Source organism: Kitasatospora sp. NPDC091335 (assembly GCF_044757205.1).
In the GTDB taxonomy this organism is placed as follows: Bacteria; Actinomycetota; Actinomycetes; order Streptomycetales; family Streptomycetaceae; genus Kitasatospora.
The window spans coordinates 99410-116358 of sequence record NZ_JBIVUM010000014.1; the positions used below are offsets into that span (position 1 = coordinate 99410).

General features: G+C 70.9%; 17 protein-coding genes and 2 pseudogenes. 7 read left to right on the forward strand and 12 right to left on the reverse strand.

The window, feature by feature from the left end; genetic code table 11:
• Positions 1 to 45: 45 nt before the first annotated feature.
• Both ACIQOW_RS26875 and ACIQOW_RS26880 read right to left on the reverse strand, forming a co-directional pair.
• Entirely contained in the window at positions 46 to 1353 is a 1308-nt protein-coding gene (locus ACIQOW_RS26875; RefSeq protein WP_188295203.1) for a M18 family aminopeptidase, read from the reverse strand.
• Positions 1354 to 1669: 316 nt separating this feature from the next.
• The gene (locus ACIQOW_RS26880) at positions 1670 to 3499 is read right to left on the reverse strand and encodes an acyl-CoA dehydrogenase (protein WP_188295204.1); all 1830 of its coding nucleotides are present in this window, start codon (positions 3497 to 3499) and stop codon (positions 1670 to 1672) included.
• A 213-nt stretch (positions 3500 to 3712) separates the two neighbouring features.
• Between ACIQOW_RS26880 and ACIQOW_RS26885 the strand changes: the two genes are divergently transcribed.
• Both ACIQOW_RS26885 and ACIQOW_RS26890 read left to right on the forward strand, forming a co-directional pair.
• Complete coding sequence (locus ACIQOW_RS26885) at positions 3713 to 4216, forward strand: SseB family protein (RefSeq protein WP_401089056.1); 504 nt, start codon at positions 3713 to 3715, stop codon at positions 4214 to 4216.
• 228 nt (positions 4217 to 4444) lie between these two features.
• A complete protein-coding gene (locus ACIQOW_RS26890) occupies positions 4445 to 5404 on the forward strand; it encodes a pirin family protein (RefSeq protein ID WP_401089057.1) in 960 nt (319 codons plus the stop codon).
• Between the two features lie 108 nt (positions 5405 to 5512).
• Here the strand turns inward: ACIQOW_RS26890 and ACIQOW_RS26895 are convergent, their stop codons facing one another.
• Complete coding sequence (locus tag ACIQOW_RS26895; RefSeq protein ID WP_401089059.1) at positions 5513 to 6334, reverse strand: integrase; 822 nt, start codon at positions 6332 to 6334, stop codon at positions 5513 to 5515.
• Positions 6335 to 6536: 202 nt separating this feature from the next.
• Here ACIQOW_RS26895 and ACIQOW_RS26900 point away from each other — a divergent pair, with 202 nt between their 5' ends.
• Positions 6537 to 6680 carry a hypothetical protein gene (locus ACIQOW_RS26900; RefSeq protein WP_401089290.1) on the forward strand — a complete coding sequence of 48 codons (144 nt, stop codon included), beginning with the start codon at positions 6537 to 6539 and terminating at the stop codon, positions 6678 to 6680.
• 40 nt (positions 6681 to 6720) lie between these two features.
• Here ACIQOW_RS26900 and ACIQOW_RS26905 read toward each other — a convergent pair whose 3' ends face one another.
• From ACIQOW_RS26905 to ACIQOW_RS26915, 3 genes and pseudogenes are all read right to left on the reverse strand, one after another.
• Positions 6721 to 6861, reverse strand: a complete 141-nt coding sequence (locus tag ACIQOW_RS26905; RefSeq protein ID WP_401089292.1) for a hypothetical protein — start codon at positions 6859 to 6861, stop codon at positions 6721 to 6723.
• Positions 6825 to 7328 (reverse strand): annotated as a pseudogene (locus ACIQOW_RS26910) (TIGR03086 family metal-binding protein); the annotation flags it as partial. The pseudogene ACIQOW_RS26910 and the gene ACIQOW_RS26905, both read right to left, overlap by 37 nt.
• Positions 7325 to 8191, reverse strand: coding sequence for an alpha/beta hydrolase (locus ACIQOW_RS26915; protein WP_401089061.1), 867 nt, complete (start codon positions 8189 to 8191; stop codon positions 7325 to 7327). The gene ACIQOW_RS26915 and the pseudogene ACIQOW_RS26910, both read right to left, overlap by 4 nt.
• Before the next feature lie 154 nt (positions 8192 to 8345).
• On the opposite strand from ACIQOW_RS26915, the gene ACIQOW_RS26920 reads away from it, so the two are divergent.
• The gene (locus ACIQOW_RS26920; RefSeq protein ID WP_401089063.1) at positions 8346 to 8987 is read left to right on the forward strand and encodes a TetR/AcrR family transcriptional regulator; all 642 of its coding nucleotides are present in this window, start codon (positions 8346 to 8348) and stop codon (positions 8985 to 8987) included.
• On the opposite strand, the gene ACIQOW_RS26925 is transcribed toward ACIQOW_RS26920, so the two are convergent.
• From ACIQOW_RS26925 to ACIQOW_RS26935, 3 genes are all read right to left on the reverse strand, one after another.
• Positions 8984 to 10288 (reverse strand): amidase, encoded by a 1305-nt coding sequence (locus ACIQOW_RS26925; protein ID WP_401089065.1) that lies wholly within the window; start codon positions 10286 to 10288, stop codon positions 8984 to 8986. The genes ACIQOW_RS26920 and ACIQOW_RS26925 overlap by 4 nt on opposite strands.
• A 21-nt stretch (positions 10289 to 10309) precedes the next feature.
• Entirely contained in the window at positions 10310 to 10540 is a 231-nt protein-coding gene (locus ACIQOW_RS26930) for a hypothetical protein (RefSeq protein WP_188300991.1), read from the reverse strand.
• A 276-nt stretch (positions 10541 to 10816) separates the two neighbouring features.
• On the reverse strand, positions 10817 to 11740 hold the full coding sequence (locus tag ACIQOW_RS26935) for a hypothetical protein (RefSeq protein WP_401089067.1): 924 nt from the start codon (positions 11738 to 11740) through the stop codon (positions 10817 to 10819).
• A gap of 467 nt (positions 11741 to 12207) precedes the next feature.
• On the opposite strand from ACIQOW_RS26935, the gene ACIQOW_RS26940 reads away from it, so the two are divergent.
• The gene (locus tag ACIQOW_RS26940) at positions 12208 to 13170 is read left to right on the forward strand and encodes a hypothetical protein (RefSeq protein WP_401089069.1); all 963 of its coding nucleotides are present in this window, start codon (positions 12208 to 12210) and stop codon (positions 13168 to 13170) included.
• Positions 13171 to 13211: 41 nt separating this feature from the next.
• Here ACIQOW_RS26940 and ACIQOW_RS26945 read toward each other — a convergent pair whose 3' ends face one another.
• Complete coding sequence (locus tag ACIQOW_RS26945; RefSeq protein ID WP_401089071.1) at positions 13212 to 13970, reverse strand: hypothetical protein; 759 nt, start codon at positions 13968 to 13970, stop codon at positions 13212 to 13214.
• Between the two features lie 262 nt (positions 13971 to 14232).
• Here ACIQOW_RS26945 and ACIQOW_RS26950 point away from each other — a divergent pair.
• Positions 14233 to 14680: pseudogene (locus ACIQOW_RS26950) on the forward strand (DUF2199 domain-containing protein).
• Between the two features lie 25 nt (positions 14681 to 14705).
• Complete coding sequence (locus tag ACIQOW_RS26955) at positions 14706 to 15062, forward strand: hypothetical protein (RefSeq protein WP_401089075.1); 357 nt, start codon at positions 14706 to 14708, stop codon at positions 15060 to 15062.
• A 36-nt stretch (positions 15063 to 15098) separates the two neighbouring features.
• On the opposite strand, the gene ACIQOW_RS26960 is transcribed toward ACIQOW_RS26955, so the two are convergent.
• Complete coding sequence (locus ACIQOW_RS26960; RefSeq protein ID WP_401089077.1) at positions 15099 to 15530, reverse strand: NUDIX domain-containing protein; 432 nt, start codon at positions 15528 to 15530, stop codon at positions 15099 to 15101.
• A 73-nt stretch (positions 15531 to 15603) separates the two neighbouring features.
• Positions 15604 to 16941 carry a hypothetical protein gene (locus tag ACIQOW_RS26965; RefSeq protein WP_401089079.1) on the reverse strand — a complete coding sequence of 446 codons (1338 nt, stop codon included), beginning with the start codon at positions 16939 to 16941 and terminating at the stop codon, positions 15604 to 15606.
• Positions 16942 to 16949: the final 8 nt, after the last annotated feature.

Here is a 16949-nt window from a genome sequence, read left to right on the forward strand (position 1 = left end):
CGAAGGGGGCCCGGCGTTCGTCCTCCGGGCCCCCTTCGCCGTGTCTCAGCCCTCCAGGAAGGCCTTGAGCGCGCTCGCCAGCAGGTACGGGTCCTCCGCCCCGCACAGCTCGCGCGCCGAGTGCATGGACAGCGCCGCGATGCCGCAGTCCACCGTCGTGATGCCCAGGCGCGCCGCCGTGATCGGGCCGATCGTCGTCCCGCAGGGCATCGCGTTGTTGGACACGAAGGCCTGCCACGGCACGCCCGCCTTCTCGCAGGCGGCCGCGAACACCGCCCGGCCGACGCCGTCGGTCGCGTAGCGGTTGTTGACGTTGACCTTGAGGATCGGCCCGCCGTTCGGCACCGGGTGGTGGCCCGGCTCGTGCCGCTCGCTGTAGTTCGGGTGGACGGCGTGGCCCATGTCCGAGGAGAGGCAGATCGTGCCGGCGAGCGCCCTGGCCCGGTCCTCGGTGTTGCCGCCGCGCGCGTGGATCGTCCGGTCCAGCACGTTGCCGAGCAGCGGGCTCTGCGCGCCGGTGTCGGACTCGCTGCCGGTCTCCTCGTGGTCGAAGGCGGCCAGCACCGGGATGTACGGCAGGTCGGCGGCGCCGTCGGCGGTGGCGACGGCGGCGAGCGCGGCGGTGGCCGCGTGCACCGAGAGCAGGTTGTCCAGGCGCGGGGCGGCGATCAGTTCGCGGTCGCGGCCCAGGTAGGAGGCGGGCTGGACGTCGTGCGTCATGAGGTCCCAGCCGGCCACGTCGGCGGCGTCCAGGCCGGCCCGCCCGGCGACGTAGGAGATCAGCGAGCCCTCGTCGACCGGGCCGAGGCCCCAGATCGGGGTGAGGTGGCGCTGCTTGTCGAGCTTCATGCCCTCGTTGACCTGGCGGTCCAGGTGGATGGCGAGCTGCGGCACGCGCAGCAGCGGCTCGTCCAGCTGCACCAGCCTGGCGGTGCCGTCCTTGAGCGCGAGCCGGCCGGAGAGGCCGAGGTCGCGGTCCAGCCAGGTGTTCAGCGGGACGCCGCCGTAGATCTCCACCGCGACCTGCCGCCAGCCCGCCGAACCGGTGTCCGGCACCGGCTTGACCCGCAGGTTGGGCGAGTCGGTGTGGGTGCCGACGATCCGGAACGGCGTCTCGGGGCCCGTCCCCTCCGGCAGGTACCAGGCGATCAGCGCGCCCCCGCGGATCAGGTAGCGCCCGCCGGCCGCGGTGTCCCACGCGTCCGTCTCGGCGACCTGCCGGAAGCCCGCCTTCTCCAGCCGCTCCGCGGCGCTCGCCACCGCGTGGTACGGAGACGGCGAGGTGCCGAGGAACGCGATCAGGTCGTCGCTGTGCGTCCGGTCGAAGAATGCCTGGCGGGCGGCGGTCGACATACTGCTCCTGGGTCGAGTGAGGGCCGAAGCCGGATGGGGAGTCGGCTTCGCACCTGAGCATATGCCCGTACACGGACAGGGCATTCGGAACACCTCGTCCGGTGCGCAACCCGGACACAACCGTGAACGGCCCCGCACGACCCGAGCGTTCCCGCCGGTCATCCGGGCTTTCCGCGTCCGGGTTTCCCGCGGGAAACACCGAAGGGCCCGGTGGCAGCCGGGCCCTTCGGTGCGAGGGTGTGTCAGTCAGTCGAGGAGGTGTCACCCGCCGCCGCCCCGGGAGGGGCGGCGGCGGGTGACGGGTGGGCGCGGCGGCTCAGAAGGCCTCCTCCGCCAGCTCCATGATCTCGTTGTCGATGCCCTCGGCGATGAGGCGCTGCGGGGTGATGGTCGGCAGGACGTTCTTGGCGAAGAAGCGGGCCGACGCGACCTTGCCCTGGTAGAAGGCGACGTCCTTCTCCGGGGCGCCCGCCTCCAGCTTGGCCAGGGCCACCACGGCCTGGCGCAGCAGCAGCCAGCCGACCACGACGTCGCCGGAGACCATCAGCAGGCGGGTGGTGTTGAGGCCCACCTTGTACATGTTCCTGACGTCCTGCTCGACCGAGGTGAGGTCGGCCAGCAGCTTGCCGACGATGGCCTCCAGGTCGCCCGCGGCCTTGGCCAGCAGGTCGCGCTCGACGGCCAGGGCGTCGCCGCCGGCCGCGGAGCCGAGGAACTTCTGGATCTGCTCGGACAGCGCGGTGAGCGCCTGGCCGCCGTCCTTGACGATCTTGCGGAAGAAGAAGTCCTGGCCCTGGATCGCCGTGGTGCCCTCGTACAGGGTGTCGATCTTGGCGTCCCGGATGTACTGCTCGATCGGGTACTCCTGGAGGTACCCGGAGCCGCCGAAGGTCTGGAGCGACTGGGCGAGCTGCTCGTACGACTTCTCCGAGCCGTAGCCCTTGACGATCGGCAGCAGCAGGTCGTTGAGGCGCTCGGCGGCCTCGTCGCGCTCGCCGCGCAGCGCGGCGGCCGTCATGTCGTCCTGGACGGACGCGGTGAACAGGACCAGCGCGCGCATGCCCTCGGCGTAGGCCTTCTGGGTCAGCAGCGAGCGGCGCACGTCCGGGTGGTTGGTGATGGTGACGCGCGGGGCGGTCTTGTCCAGGAACTGCGAGATGTCGGCGCCCTGCACGCGCTCCTTGGCGTACTCCAGCGCGTTCAGGTAGCCGGTGGAGAGGGTGGCGATGGCCTTCGTGCCGACCATCATGCGGGCGAGCTCGATGATCTTGAACATCTGGCGGATGCCGTCGACCTTCTCGCCGAGCAGCCAGCCCTTGGCCGGGTGCTTGGCGCCGAAGGTCATCTCGCAGGTGTTCGAGGCCTTGAGGCCCATCTTGTGCTCGACGTTGGTGGCGTAGACGCCGTTGCGCTCGCCCAGCTCGCCGGTCTCCCAGTCGAAGTCGAACTTGGGGACGATGAACAGGCCCAGGCCCTTGGTGCCCGGCTTTCCGCCCTCGGGGCGGGCCAGCACCATGTGGACGATGTTCTCGGACATGTCGTGCTCACCCGAGGTGATGAAGCGCTTCACGCCCTCGATGTGCCAGGAGCCGTCCTCCTGCTTGATCGCCTTGGTACGGCCGGCGCCCACGTCGGAGCCCGCGTCGGGCTCGGTGAGGACCATGGTGGAGCCCCACAGGCGGTCGGTCATCCGCTTGGCGACCTCCAGCTGCTCCTCGGTGCCCTCCTCGGCGATGACGCCGGCGAAGGCCGGGCCCGAGGAGTACATCCAGATGGCCGGGTTGGAGCCCAGGATCTGCTCGGCGAAGGCCCAGATCAGCGAGTTCGGGGTGACCTGGCCGCCGATCGACTCCGGGATGCCCAGCCGCCACCACTCGGCGTCCATGAAGGTCTGGTAGCTCTTCTTGAAGGCGGCCGGGATCGGCGCGGTGTTGGTCTCCGGGTCGAAGACCGGCGGGTTGCGGTCGGTGTCCGTGAAGGACGCCGCGAGGTCGTTCTCGGCGAGGCGCGAGATCTCGCTCAGGATGTTCTTCGCGGTCTCGACGTCCATGTCCGCGAACGGTCCGGTGCCGTACACCTGGTCGCGGCCGAACACCTCGAAGAGGTTGAACTCCACGTCCCGCAGGTTGGACTTGTAGTGACCCATGGCCGTTATCTCCGGTTCGTCGCTTCCGGGAGACCGCCGCGTTCCGGCGTCCCGTACCCACCAGTAGGCATCATGATGCTACCCAGCGGTAACTTGAGCAAGCCCCCGCCGGCCAAACCTCTATGAACGTGGTCACGTCCCACAGGCGGGGCGACCACTCCTTGTCAGGATCGATGCCAGCAGAGAAGGGCGCCCTCCCGCTAGCCTGTCCGTGTGTACGGATATGACCAGAACACATACCCGGGAGATCCCTACCAGCAGCAGGCGGGGCCGCAGCCGGGCATGAACGGCATGCCCGGACCCGACGCCTACGGCGGGCAGTCGCAGACCCCCCAGCAGTCCCTGTACCCCGAACCCTCGCCTCCCTCACTCGCGGACGCGGTCCGGGCGTTCACCACCGGCTCGATGGCGGTCGAGGACTTCCAGGCGATCTTCATCACCTCGAAGGTGCACTGCCCCCGCGGGGAGCGCCCCGGCTTCCTGGCGCTGCACAACACCCCGACGCCGGTGATCCCGATGTTCAGCTCGCTGAAGGAGCTGCGCCGCTACGCGGGCAAGGACTCCAAGCACTTCACCGTGACCGGCGCCGAGGTCCTGGACCTGCTGCCGACCGGCTACGGCTTCGCGCTGGACATGGAAGGCGAGCACCGGATGGTGTTCGACGCCAAGGCCGTCGAGCAAATGGTGGACTTCACCATGCGCCGGATGTACGGCTGACCGGACGGCCCGCCGGAGCCGCGGACGGCCGGCCCAGCCGACCGGAGCCGCAGCCGACCGAGCCGCGGACGGCCGGCCCGCGATGCGGCCGGCCCACCCCTGACCCATCCTGGAGGAGGAGCCCCGCGCTCCTTCGTCACTGCATAGTTCAATTTTCAACTTGCTTGTTGTTGATGATTGAACTAACCTCGTGCACGTAGGCCAGACCACCCCCCGAAGGAGGCCGACATGCCCGCCGTGACCGTCGACAACCCACTGACCCTTCCGCGCGTCACCACGCCGGACCCCGCCGTCACGAGCGCCCGGCCGGTCCTCACCGTGGCCACCGCGCCCGAGGGCTTCGAAGGCGAGGGCTTCCCCGTCCGCCGCGCCTTCGCCAAGATCAACCAGAAGTACCTCGACCCGTTCATCATGATGGACCAGATGGGCGAGGTGGATTACGCGGCCGGCGAGCCCAAGGGCACCCCCTGGCACCCGCACCGCGGCTTCGAGACCGTCACCTACATCATTGACGGAACGTTCATCCACCAGGACTCGCACGGCGGCGGCGGCACCATCACCGACGGCGACACCCAGTGGATGACGGCCGGCTCCGGCCTGCTGCACATCGAGACCCCGCCGGAGTCGCTGGTGAAGTCCGGCGGCCTCTTCCACGGCCTCCAGCTGTGGGTGAACCTGCCCGCCTCGGACAAGATGATCGCCCCGAAGTACCAGGACATCCGCGGCGGCAGCGTCAGGCTGCTCAGCACCGCGGACGGCGGCGCGCTGCTCCGGGTGATCGCGGGCGAGCTCGACGGCCACCAGGGCCCCGGCACCACCCACACCCCGATCACCATGATCCACGCGTCGGTCAGCCCCGGCGCCCAGATCACCCTGCCCTGGCGCTCCGACTTCAACGCCCTCGCCTACGGCCTGGCCGGCAGCGGTGCGGCCGGCACCGAGCGCCGCCCCTTCCACCGGGGCCAGGCGGTCGTCTTCGGCGACGGCGACTCGATCACCATCCGCGCCGACGAGAAGCAGGACTCCCGCGACAACAACTTCGAGGTCGTGCTGCTCGGCGGCCTCCCGATCCGCGAACCCGTCGCCCACTACGGCCCGTTCGTGATGAACAGCCACCGCGAGCTCCAGCAGGCCATGGAGGACTTCCAGGCCGGCCGCCTCGGCACCATCCCCGCCGCCGGTCACTGACGGCTCAGGAGGCAGGGCCGGCTCGGCGACAGGAACGACGGAGCCGGAACAACCGGGCGGCCGCAGGCAGTGCCTGCGGCCGCTCCGCCGTCCTCGTCGCCGAGCCGGCTACAGCAGCGCGTACAGGGCCGAGGCGTCGTCGTGCGTCCTGCCCCGCGGCCAGCGCTCGCAGGTCGGGTCGGCCCGCTCCGCCGCCCGGACCCTGGCGATCAGTTCGCCCGGCCCCGACTCGGCGAGCAGCCTCAGCGCGTCGCCCCAACTGCCCAGCCCGAAGCGCTCGGTGTAGCGCGAGGCGCCGGCGGTGAGGGCGGCCAGCGCGTGCAGCCGGTCCAGCCGGACGAAGCCGGTCTCGGCGTGCTCGGCCGCCCGCGGGCCGGCGGCGGCGATCCACGGGCCGGTACCCCGGTTCCTGGCCGCGCGCACCGCCAGCGCGTACTCCAGGCGCAGGGCGGCCCGTTCGGCCGAGCCGGGCACGGTCTCCCTGACCTGGCGGCGCAGTTCCTCCCCGCCGGGGAAGCGCTGGTTGTCCCCGATCACCTTCGGCGGGCCGTCCCGGTGCTCCAGCACCAGCAGCGAGTCGCCGAGCACCAGGTACTCCAGCGACTCGCCGTGCCGCCGGGCCGCGACGACCATCGCGGCGGGGGTGTTGGGGTGGGCCAGGTCGCAGCGGCCGCCGTGCAGCGCGGCCGTCTCCACGATGGCGTCGGCCAGGCACTCGGCGATCGAGCGGTCCGTCCGGTCGGTGAGCCTGGCCAGCAGGTGCACGCCCAGCCGGCGCACGTACCAGGCCGTCCCGTGCCGGCACCCCGACTCCAGGCCGGCCGGCGAACTCGCGCCGTCCAGCAGGACCAGCGCCTCCGGCGAGGCCGCCGCGAAGTCCTCGGTCTCACGGTCGGGACGGCGGGCTTCCCCTGCGAGCTGTAGCTGCATACCGGCAGTGTGGCCGCCGCTCCGGGCCCGCGCCCGGACCCGTGCGCCGGTGTGGCGGGCCCGGGGCCGGGCGCCCGGTGGCAGCCGGTGTGATTCGGCCATACCGTCGGACAGTGACCGGACGATTCGGCCAATCGGAGCGGGTCGGGTTTGGGATCACCTTCGGGTGTCCGCGGCGCCCGCGACTGACGAGGAGCGGAAGATGTTCTGGCAGTTCATCGTGGTGCTGGCCGCCTCGACCGGCTTCCCCACCGCCGCGCTGCTCTTCCTGATCGGCGGGCCGCGCTTCCCCGACGAGCAGCGCGGCCGCGGCCCCCGGACCGGCGGAAGCACCCGCGGCTCCTAGGGCCCGGGGTCCCGGGAGCACAGGGGATCGCGGCGCCGCGCTACGGCTTCCAGGCCGGGTCACGGCCGAGCAGGGCCAGCGCGCGGCCGAACCGGCCCGCGCCGCCGCCGGGTTCGAGCCGCGGCCCGAAGGCACGTCCCGGCACCCGGTGCTCCGGGCCGGCCGGAACGGCCTCGGCCACCTCAGCAGCACGGCGGCCAGTTCCTCGTCGCCGTCCACCGCCGCGGCCGGCCCGTCCCCGGTGCCGAGCGCGGCGGCGACGTCCCAGCCGTGCACCAGGGTGTCCAGCAGGTGGAAGCCCACCGCCTGGGCGCACGGGAAGGGCGCCCCGTCGTGGAGTTCGGGCAGCCAGATCGGCCGTCCGGCGGCGGCCGCCTCCCGGAAGGCCTCGGTGAGGTCCTCGCCGGTGCGGCGGAAGACGCCCGCCGGGTCGGCGCCGAGCGGCGCGTCCGCGAACAGCGCCGGGTCGGGCCCGGCGCCCCGGGCCGCCGCGGCGAAGCCCCGGTGCTGCCCGACGCAGTGCTCCAGCAGGGTCCGCAGCGTCCACCCGGCGCAGGGGGTGGGCAGGTCCAGCTCGTCCGGCCGTACGCCGTCCACCACCTGGGCGGCCGACTCCACGGCCCGCGCGTGCAGTTCGACGATCCTCATGCGGCGGCGGCCGCCGTTCCCGCGGAGACGAACCCGATCACCTGGTCGACGACGGCCGGCTCCGCGATGATCCTTCGGTGGCCGAGCCCCTGGGTGAGCACCAGGTCGAGCCGCTCCCCGTACGCCGTGCGGAGCCGGTGCGCCTCGCTGGGCGGGACGACGCGGTCCCCCTCGTCGTGCACCACCAGGACCGGCCCGCCGACCGCCTCGACCTGACGGACGGCGTCGAAGCGCTCCCAGCCCCCGGCGTCCCCGCCGAACAGCTCCCGTTCGATCCGCTCCCGCAGTGCCCGCTCGACCTCGGCGTTCAGCCCGAGCCCGGCGCAGAAGGCGGCCGGGAAGAAGCCGACCCCGGACACCCCGGAGACGGCCGCCAGCCGGCCCGCGCTCAGCCCGTCGGCGAGCGCTCCGAAGGCCGCGCAGACGCCGAGCGAGTGCGCCACCACGGCCTCGAACGGCCCGTACCGCTCCTGGAGTCGCAGCGCGAGCTCGCGGAACTCCAGCACGCTGGTGGTGCGGCCGCCGGAGTCGCCGTGGCCCGGCGCGTCGAAGGCGACGGCGCTCAGCCCGAGCGCCCGCAGCCGGGACACGTACGGGGCGAACCGGGAGGCCCGGGAGCGCCAGCCGTGCAGCAGCAGGACCGGCCGCTCCCCGTCGCCCCAGCGGTAGCCGGCCACCGCCTTGCCGTTCACGGTGAGCCGCTCGACGGCGGCGCGCCCGTGCACCTCGCGCTCCGACTCGCGCACCCGGCTGCGCCGCAGCGGGTGCGCGAACAGTTCGAAGGCCGCCCGACCGGCCAGGCCCGGGGCGACGCGGGCGGTGGGGTTGAGGGCCGTACGGATCAGTGCCCGGGTGGGGTCCATCGGGTCTCCCTGCTCTCTGCGCTCCTTGTCCTGCCTTGCTCGCGGCGAGATATTAGCACGACCGTTCGTGCAATTTCCTGGCGTTTCCGAGGCCGCCACCGGTGCACCCACTACCCTGGGCGACACGCCACGACGAGCAGAACGGGGACGGACGATGGCCGGACCGACCACCGACGGACGAGTCCTGCGCGGCGAGGAGACCCGCCGGGCGGTGCTGCACCGCGCCGTCGGGATCGCCTCCGTCGAGGGCCTGGACGCGCTCTCCATCGGCCGCCTCGCCACCGACCTCGGACTCAGCAAGAGCGGCGTCTTCGCCGGCTTCGGCTCCAAGGAGGAGCTGCAACTCGCCACCGTCCGCGCCGCCCGCCGGATCTTCGCCGACGCCGTCGTCACCCCGGTCGCCGACGCCCCGCCCGGCCTCGCCCGGGTCCGCGCCCTCTGCGAGAGCTGGCTCGCCTACTCCCGCGCCCGGGTCTTCCCCGGCGGCTGCTTCTTCTACGAGGTCACCGCCGAGTTCGACGCCCGCCCCGGCGCCGTCCGGGACGCCCTGGCCGGCTGCGCCCGGGAGTGGTCCGACACCATCGCCGCGGCCCTCGGCGACGCCAGGGCCGCCGGCGGCCTGCGCCCCGACACCGACCTCGGCGACCTCGCCTTCGCCCTGGTCGCCGTCCTGGAGACGGCCAACTCCCAGGCCGTGCTGCACGACGAGGACGTCCCGTACCAGCGGGCCGGCCGCCTCCTGCTGCGCCTGCTGCGCGCCGAGGCCGCCGACCCGGCCGACCCGGCCCTCGCCTAACGCTCCGTCAGCACCCGTTCCAGCAGGGCGGACCGGGCCAGCAGCTGCTCGTCCCCGCCCTCCGCGCCGACCACCTGGAGCCCGAGCGGCAGCCCCTCCCCGGTCCACCCGGCCGGCAGGCTCAGGGCCGGGCGGCCGAGGAAGCTCCACGGCAGCGACATCACCGCGTCCCCGGTGCCGTGCAGGCCCTCCGGCGCGCCGCCGGTCGCCGAGGGCGCCAGCCACAGGTCCACCCCGGCCGCCGTCTGCGCCGCGGCCACCCGCTCGCGCAGCCGCTCCCGGAAGCGCAGGGCGGCCGCCCTGTCCTCGGCCGCGACGCCCTGCCCGACCCGGATGCCGGCTGCCGTCTCCGGCCGGTAGAGCCCGCCGAAGCGGGCGAACCAGTCGGCGTGGCCGCGGGCCAGCTCGAACCGGTTGACCGTCTGCAACTGCCGCCTGACCTCGGCGAAGTCGGGGAACAGCTCGACCCGGCGCACCGTCAGCCCGGCCCTCACCAGCCGGGCCAGCTGCTCCTCGAAGGCGCGCAGCGCGGCCGGCTCCGCCCACTCCAGGTATGTCCCGTCCGGCACCCCGAGCACCGGCTCCGAGTCGTCCGCCGGCCGCCAGTCGTCGCAGAGCAGCGGGGCCACCAGCGCCGCGCCCGCCAGGTCGGCGGTGAACACGCCCAGGGTGTCGAAGCTCGGCGCGTTCGGGATCACCCCGTCGATCGGGATCCGCCCGTACGTCGGCCGGAAGCCCACCACCCCGCAGTACGCGGCCGGGCGGACCACCGAGCCGACGGTCTGGGTGCCGATCGCCAGCGGCACCAGCCCCGCCGCGACCGCCGCCGCCGAACCGCTGCTGGAGCCGCCCGGGGTGTGGCCCGGATGGTGCGGATTGCGGGTCGGGCCCGGGGCGCTCGCGGCGAACTCGGCGGTCACCGTCTTGCCCGCGACCAGTGCCCCCGCCGCCCGCAGCCGGTCCACCACCGGGGCCTGCGGACCGGCCAGCACCCCGGGCGGCAGCGCCGAACCGCCGTGGGTGGGCAGCCCGTCCACGTGCACGATGTCCTTGACCCCCACCGCCACCCCGTACAGCGGCGGCCGCCCGTCCGGCTCCGGGTACCGCGCGGCCAGCTCCCTCGCCTGCGCCCGCAACCGCCCGTGCCGTCCGGGCTCCGGCACGAACGCGTGGATCAGCGGGTCCACCCGCTCGACCAGCGCGCACAACCGGTCGACGTACTCGGGCAGTTCAGGCACGCCGGCACGCAGCCCGGCGGCCTCGGGGGTCAACGGCCGCGGCCGGACGAGGGGTTCCTCCATGCCGGGCAACGGTAGCGCCGCCTACGGGTGTTCGGCCGCCAGGTACGGGGCCTCGCGCAGGAAGTACGCCCCGCAGGTGTGGCAGCACAGCTCCGGGGTCTTCCCCCAGTCCACCGCCGACCGCACCCGCGCCGCCGGATCGAGCTCCCGCCCGCACATCGCGACGCTGTCCTCACCCCGGACCACGTGCCACAGCCGCACCCCCTCGGCCTCGCCGCCGGCGCCGTACTCGGCTCGCATCTGGTGCATCATGCCCCCATCGTCCGGTCCGCTCCCACGCCCGGCAACCGCAGTGCGGTCCGACGGAGGAGCACCGCCAGCGACTGGTCCGGCCCTCAGGACGCGGCGCGCAGGAGGGCGTTGTCCTGCCACTTGAGGATCTTTTGACCCCCGCAAGCCAGTGACCTGCGGGTTCAACCAGAAAAGTGCCGCTGACCAGGCGAAACTACCTTCAGTAGTTCGCACTGGTCAGCGGCACTTTTGGGCTTCATGTGCCCCCGATGTGCCCTGCAGGGCACCGTTCACCGTCTACCTGGTGACACCGGCAACGACTCGCTCAACACGTTCCCGCACCACGCGGGCTCGCTGGAGGTCAGCCATCCACTGATCTCCGTCTGCCTCCCACGGCGCGAAGAACAGTTCGAGCGCCTCGCTGCCATGTGTGGCAGCGAGGCGCAGCCTACGCGGAGACCTCAGCGAGCGGGCGCTGGTTTGCATGGGGAGCCCAAAGCGGGGATCAGTGAGCGCGGCGGCAAGTTCTTCCATGCGCGGCGGAAGGTCCGGGTAGCAAGCCAGGTCGAACTTCCACAACAGCTCGCTGGACAGCCCTCGCCAACCATCAGCAGCCCAGGGAATGGCGGTGGTGTGGAAGAGGGCAATTCGACGAAGCAACCCGCTGGCCAGCCAGGCGCCACGGCGGGCAAGCCCGGTGTACCAACCTTCGTCATCCCTCTCCTGCAAGCGTTCCACTTCGGTCCAGGCATCAGGGTGGGTACGCCAGCAAGCCCGGTAGCCGGAATCCTCAAGGTCGTCCACAACCTGCTTCTCGGCCCGGCGCCAGACGGCATGCGGCGCACCAGCGAGGCGGACAAGCGTGCGCTGACCCGGGCGGTGCAGTTCCAGGCCATCGTCCCGCCACCTCAAGATTCGCAGGCCCTCGACGCCCTGAACCTCTTCACCTTCTCGGTCTGCACTCGGCAGCAGGTCACGCAGCATGTCGAACACCAGACGCTCGGAGGTGTCGACCACGAGCACAAGGCTCTCGGGATAGGGCCGCGTCTGGGCGATGCGTAGTGGATGCAGGCCGAAGCGGTACGGCTTCAGGATGTGCGCGAAGATGGCCGCTTCGAAGAGTTCTTGGTCTCCCCCTGCCGCCGGAAGCGGGCAGGAGCCGGGAGATAGCTCACGGATGGCCTGAAACGCGATGCGGTAGCGCTCGTTCGTGTAGACCATGCGCTGCCTGGCGAGGTCGCCGAGGACACTGTGGGGCACTGGAACTCCGTCGCCGCACCGCCGACCAGAGCGCGGAGTCGTGTGCGTCCGCAGAGACCGTGTGGTGGGTGCTGATCTCCCTCCCAAGAGGGGCGGATGGGGCCAAGCCCCTTGCCTGCCCTGCTGGCCCTGTAGGTCGGCGAGCCGTGAGCCGGAGTCGGCTTCCGCAAGCCGACTTGGTCGAGCCTAGAGGATGACTCGGCCGATACATCTTCGGCACGCCGAGGCAGCCGACGCGATGAACGGACGACGCGGAGAATTCATGGTTGAATCCCACCAGGCCGGACAGCGGCCATCCCAGGCGCTCGGCCCGGCCGTCGACGTCGCGGGAGAAGGAGCAGGGCTCACCTGGTTCATCTCCACCTTCAACGTGCTTCACAGAGCAGCAACTCCTCGTTGATACCGGGCCGGCGGTCAAGGAGTTCGACATGCCTCGCGACAACGTTTCCCGTCTGACCAGGGTCGTACGCGCTTACACCGGCGAGTCCCATCAGAGGCTGCGGGAGCGGATCGAAGGAACCCCACGAGGTCAGAGCCTGATCCCCGCAGCCCGCAGCGCTCTTCAGAGGCGGCTGGAGAGGCGGGCATTCTTCACCTTGGCCTGGCCGGACGAACTGACGATCTACCCCTTCGGCGTCAAGTCGGTGATCCCAGCCCCGGACTCGATCACCTTGAACTTCGAAGGCGACCACGTCGCCGATCACGCAGTGCAACTGCTGCCATGGACCCGCGACACCGAGATCGGCGGAGTACCAGGACTCCGTGTATGCCGAACCTCGGCAAGCGGAATCGACCTCGTCGTCGCCGGGACCTCCGCCACGATCAACGTAACGGGGATCAGCAGGCATGCATGGGAGCAAGCCGAGTCCGCCAGAATTAGCTGGCTCGCAGACGCCGGTGAGGAGATGTGTCACATCACGTCACCGCACCTCCAGACAGCCCAGGAGCGCTTGTTCGAGCGGTACCTCGCTACGGATGACCATTCAGCCTGGCTCAGCAGCGGTCTCCTCCGCAGGATCGGCCTGTTCAGCCGGATCGAGGTACCGCTCCACTTCTCTGCCTGGAGGAATCCCGGACAACACGGCGAACAGTGGTGCTTCGACATGGACTACCACCCCCTGAACGGCGGTTGCCAGCACGAGGCGTTCCTGAGCCGACTCACCGACCCCATGTTTGGTCTCCCACTCACGGTCGTCCGTCGCCACTGCACGGGCGACTACTCATGGGGCGCCCAGTGCTCTATCGATGCCAAGGGCATGGGGCAGCCCGGAGAAGTCAACCTGCGATTCAACCGGCGTACTGCCGAACGAACCATGGCCTGGCAAGACATGTCACCGGCCGTCATGGCTGCAAAGCAACTCGTCTGGCACACACCATCTTTGCTCAGGTAGGTGCCCCTCGGCGGCATGGCTCAACACCCACGGGTCGCCCGTCACATGCCGCTACACGACGCTGCGACGCAGGCACGCATCTTGCGCTGCAGGCGGCTGCGGAGGACGCCGACCGGGGAGTGCAGGGGCACGGGCAGGCCGGGCAACAGGGCTTGGGCCAACTCCTGGGCAGTGCTGCCGCGCTCCAGCCACTGGGCGACGAGCGGCGCCAGCTCAGTGGCCTCGGCCTCGCCCAGCCACAGGCGCGGCTCCGAGCGGATCCCCCGGAACAGCGTCGCCGCCGCCTCGCGGACCTGCTCGTCCGGGATGGTCAGAGTCTCCTGGTCGATGGTGTGGCCCTCCTCCCGCCCTTCGGGCCGGTCGGCGGCCTCACTGCTGGTGGCCGATCGCTGATCGGCCTGCTCGGCGGGGTGGGAGGGTTCTTGATACCGGTCCTTTACAAGAGGGACGCCAGCACGGCCGGTGCTCGCCTCACCGGAGACCGGACGGGTGACACCCGGTGCCGCCAGCTGAGGGGTGTCGTAGACGTGGGTCTCGGTGTGGATCGTCCCGTCCGGCAGGCGGATCTTCTCGACCCGGTAGTACCCGGCCTCGGTCAACTCCTTCAGAGCCTTGCGGATCGCCCCGCGCCCCTGCGGGCTGGAGTCGGCCATGTGCCGGCCGTCCTCGCGCCAACCATCCGGGCGGGAGAGGAGGTCGGCGAGCAGGCCACGGGCGGTGTAGGACAGCTGCCGGTACTGCAGCATGGCGTTGGGCAGCACGGTGAAGTTGCGCACGTGGGCGCTACGACGGACACGCATCGGGAGGTCGCACTCCTGCTGCCGGACCCCGGGGTGTTACCAGCACCGCCGGGGTCGCCTATTTTCGGTTGGACCACGGAACGTACCACAACAACCAGGCGCACAAGGCGCGTTCACGCCAGCGACCTTGATCACTGTCCGGCCTCTGCGGAGGAACGCACTGCCCTGAGAGGTGTCGGCTCTGATCATTAGGCTTCCACCCATGACCAGTGATCTCGGATTCACCTGCTCGTGCTGCGGCGGGCACCACCCAGAGCTGCCGATGAACTACTCGACAACGGCCCCCTACGTCTGGGCCCCGGGCTTCGCCGACGCTCCCGACTGCCTGCTCTCGTCGGATCAGTGCGTCATCAAGGCACAGCACTACTTCGTCAAGGGCCTGATCGAGATACCGGGATGTGTTCTCCTGGGGCGTCTGGGTCTCCCTGAGCCGCGAGAACTTCTCCCGCGCCGCAGACCTCTGGGACACCCCAGGGCGCGAATCCGAGAAGCCGTACTTCGGCTGGCTGACCACCGAGCTTCCCATCTATTCGCCCAGCACGATCAACCTGAAGACCAACCTCCACATCAGGCCCATCGGTCAGCGACCCCTCATCGAGCTCGAACCCACCGACCACCCCCTCGCCGTCGAGCAGAGGACCGGCATCACCCAGGAACGCGTACGCGAAATCGCCGAGGCCGTTCTCCACTCCGCCAACGACGGCTCCTAACCACGACCAGCCAGGGGGAAGGGACATGAAACAGCTCTCGGAGATGGACGAGCGCGAGTACTTCGCCTGTATCGGCCAACGCCCCCTGATCATCGGCTGCAGCTCCTTCCACCAGCTGACCGCCTTCCTGACCGGCTACGACGAACACGCCAGCCGCCACGGCGGCCCCGTCCTCCTCACCGGCTGGCACGAGTGGCTCGTCGCCCGCCGAGGCCGTGACTGTAACCATGCCTGGCCCGGCCAGGTCCTGCACATCGCCCTCCCCGACGGCTGGGACAACATCTCGGACCTACCGTCCAAGGACGAGAAGCACGCGATCAAAGTCCTGTTCCAGCTCCTCGACGACTTCATCGCTGAACGCGAGGCCGCAAGGGGCGCTTGATGTTGGGTGGCCGAGCCAACCCGGCCACCCTTGCGGTCAACGGACGGCGAGGAGTTCTCCGCGCTCGACGGCCTCGCGCAGGACGGCCGCGAAGTCCTGGGGCAGGAGGTTGACCGCGTCGAGGGCGGCGGCGGTCAGGGGGATCTCTTCGAGGAGGTACTCGCCCCGGCCTTCCTGGCTGAACTCGGGGCCGGTGCGGTCCTCGAAGATCCACTTCTCGATGGTGGCGAGGTAGAAGTCCTGGCGTTCGTCGGCGGTCTCGATGGTGTGGAGGAGGTTGACGATCTCCGCCTCGCCCGCGATCTCCTCGCGGACCTCGCGCAGCAGGGCCTCCTCAGGGCTGACGTCGGTCGGTTCGATCTTGCCGCCGACGATCACCCAGTACGGGTCGATGCCAGGTCGGATGCGCTTGATCAGCAGCATGGTGTCGTTCGGGGTGAGGAGGACGGCGCGGACGCGGTGCTGCATAGTGGCCTGCTTCCTGTTCGATGGTGCGGGGCGAGTCAGTGGGGGAGCCAGCTGCTCGACAGCCCGGCAGGAGCTAACTCGCGGGCGCCAGGTGCCGGTTCAACCATCGTTCCTCCTCCGTCCTGTCCCGTAGGGGAGCGACCAGCCAGGGCACGAGGCGAGGGGCCGGCACTGCGGCGATCTGTTCGACCGGGTGGAGGAGCCCCCGTTCGCAGGTCTCCGCCGTCCAGACCGAGAAGCCGGCATGCGGGTGGGCCGGATTGATGCCGATCTCCCCCTTGGGGGTCGTGCCGTTGAACGGCGTCGGGATGCGCTCGGAGTTCCAGTAGCTCCACGCTTCCAGGGCCTTGACCTGTTCGAAGCAGTGGTAGAGCTGCGGGTAGCGGTCGGCGATCCGGATCTCCCGGAAGATCAGCTGGCCGAGGAGGTACGGGGCGGTGTCCGCCAGTGTGTCCAGGTCCGCCCGGTGGAAGGTGAGGGCGGAGGCGTCCTGATCCGGGGCAAGGGCTGTGGCGGCGAACAGGTGGGACAGCCGGCGTCGCACATGGCCGGGCAGGCCGGATGCCAGGCCGGGCTCGATGCGCTCGACGAGTTCGAGGAGCCGCGCGCAGTCCGGCGCGAACCGCCCGAGGTCGAAGAGAACTCCCATCCCCCGCACCGCAGAGAACGCGAGCTCCTTGTACAGGCGGTTGTTGAGCTCGCCCCGGTGGGCGTACTCCTTGGTCGCCCGGCTGGTGGAGTGGAGCATCAAGTACTCGGCGACGGTCTCGAAGTAGAGGTACCCAAGGTAGGGGAAGACCGGGACCGTGACGGCAAGGGTGTCGATGAACGACCCGTCCGGCGTCGTGCCACCGCTGGCGTTGCGCAGGAGCATGTCGAGGAACGGGGCAGCGACGCGCACCCGGTCCACGACGGACCGGAGCACATCGTCATCCTCGGCTTCGGTGAGGAAATGCCGGTACGTCTGGTACGTCCTCAGGTGGATACCTCCGAGGCGCAGGTAGTCGATGCCCTTGGCGGGCGCTGGAGCGCCGGGGGTGACCTCGATGATGAGCGGTGTGCTGTTCTGCCTGCTTTCCAGCAGGTAGGAGCCGAGGTTGTGGGGCCGGAAGGCGCTACCGGTCGGAGTGAGAGGCGCCCCGTAGATGGCGCCGACCAGGCAGCCGGTGGAGGCGTAGAGGTGCCCGCTGCTGCGGACGGTGCCCAGGTCGCGGGTCAGGTGGAGCAGGTGCATCGGGGCGCCGCTGGCCAGGCTTCGGAGCATGGCGTTGTCCCGCAGGAGCCAGCCGTTCGGGGTCTGCGTCTCCAGGCGGTGAGCCCAGTCGGCTTCGCTCTCCGCGAGCCCGGCGGGTGACGGGCGCGAGACCGGCGCGTTGTAGCTGGTGTGGGCGTATTCCCAATCGGCGTGCAACGGGTCCT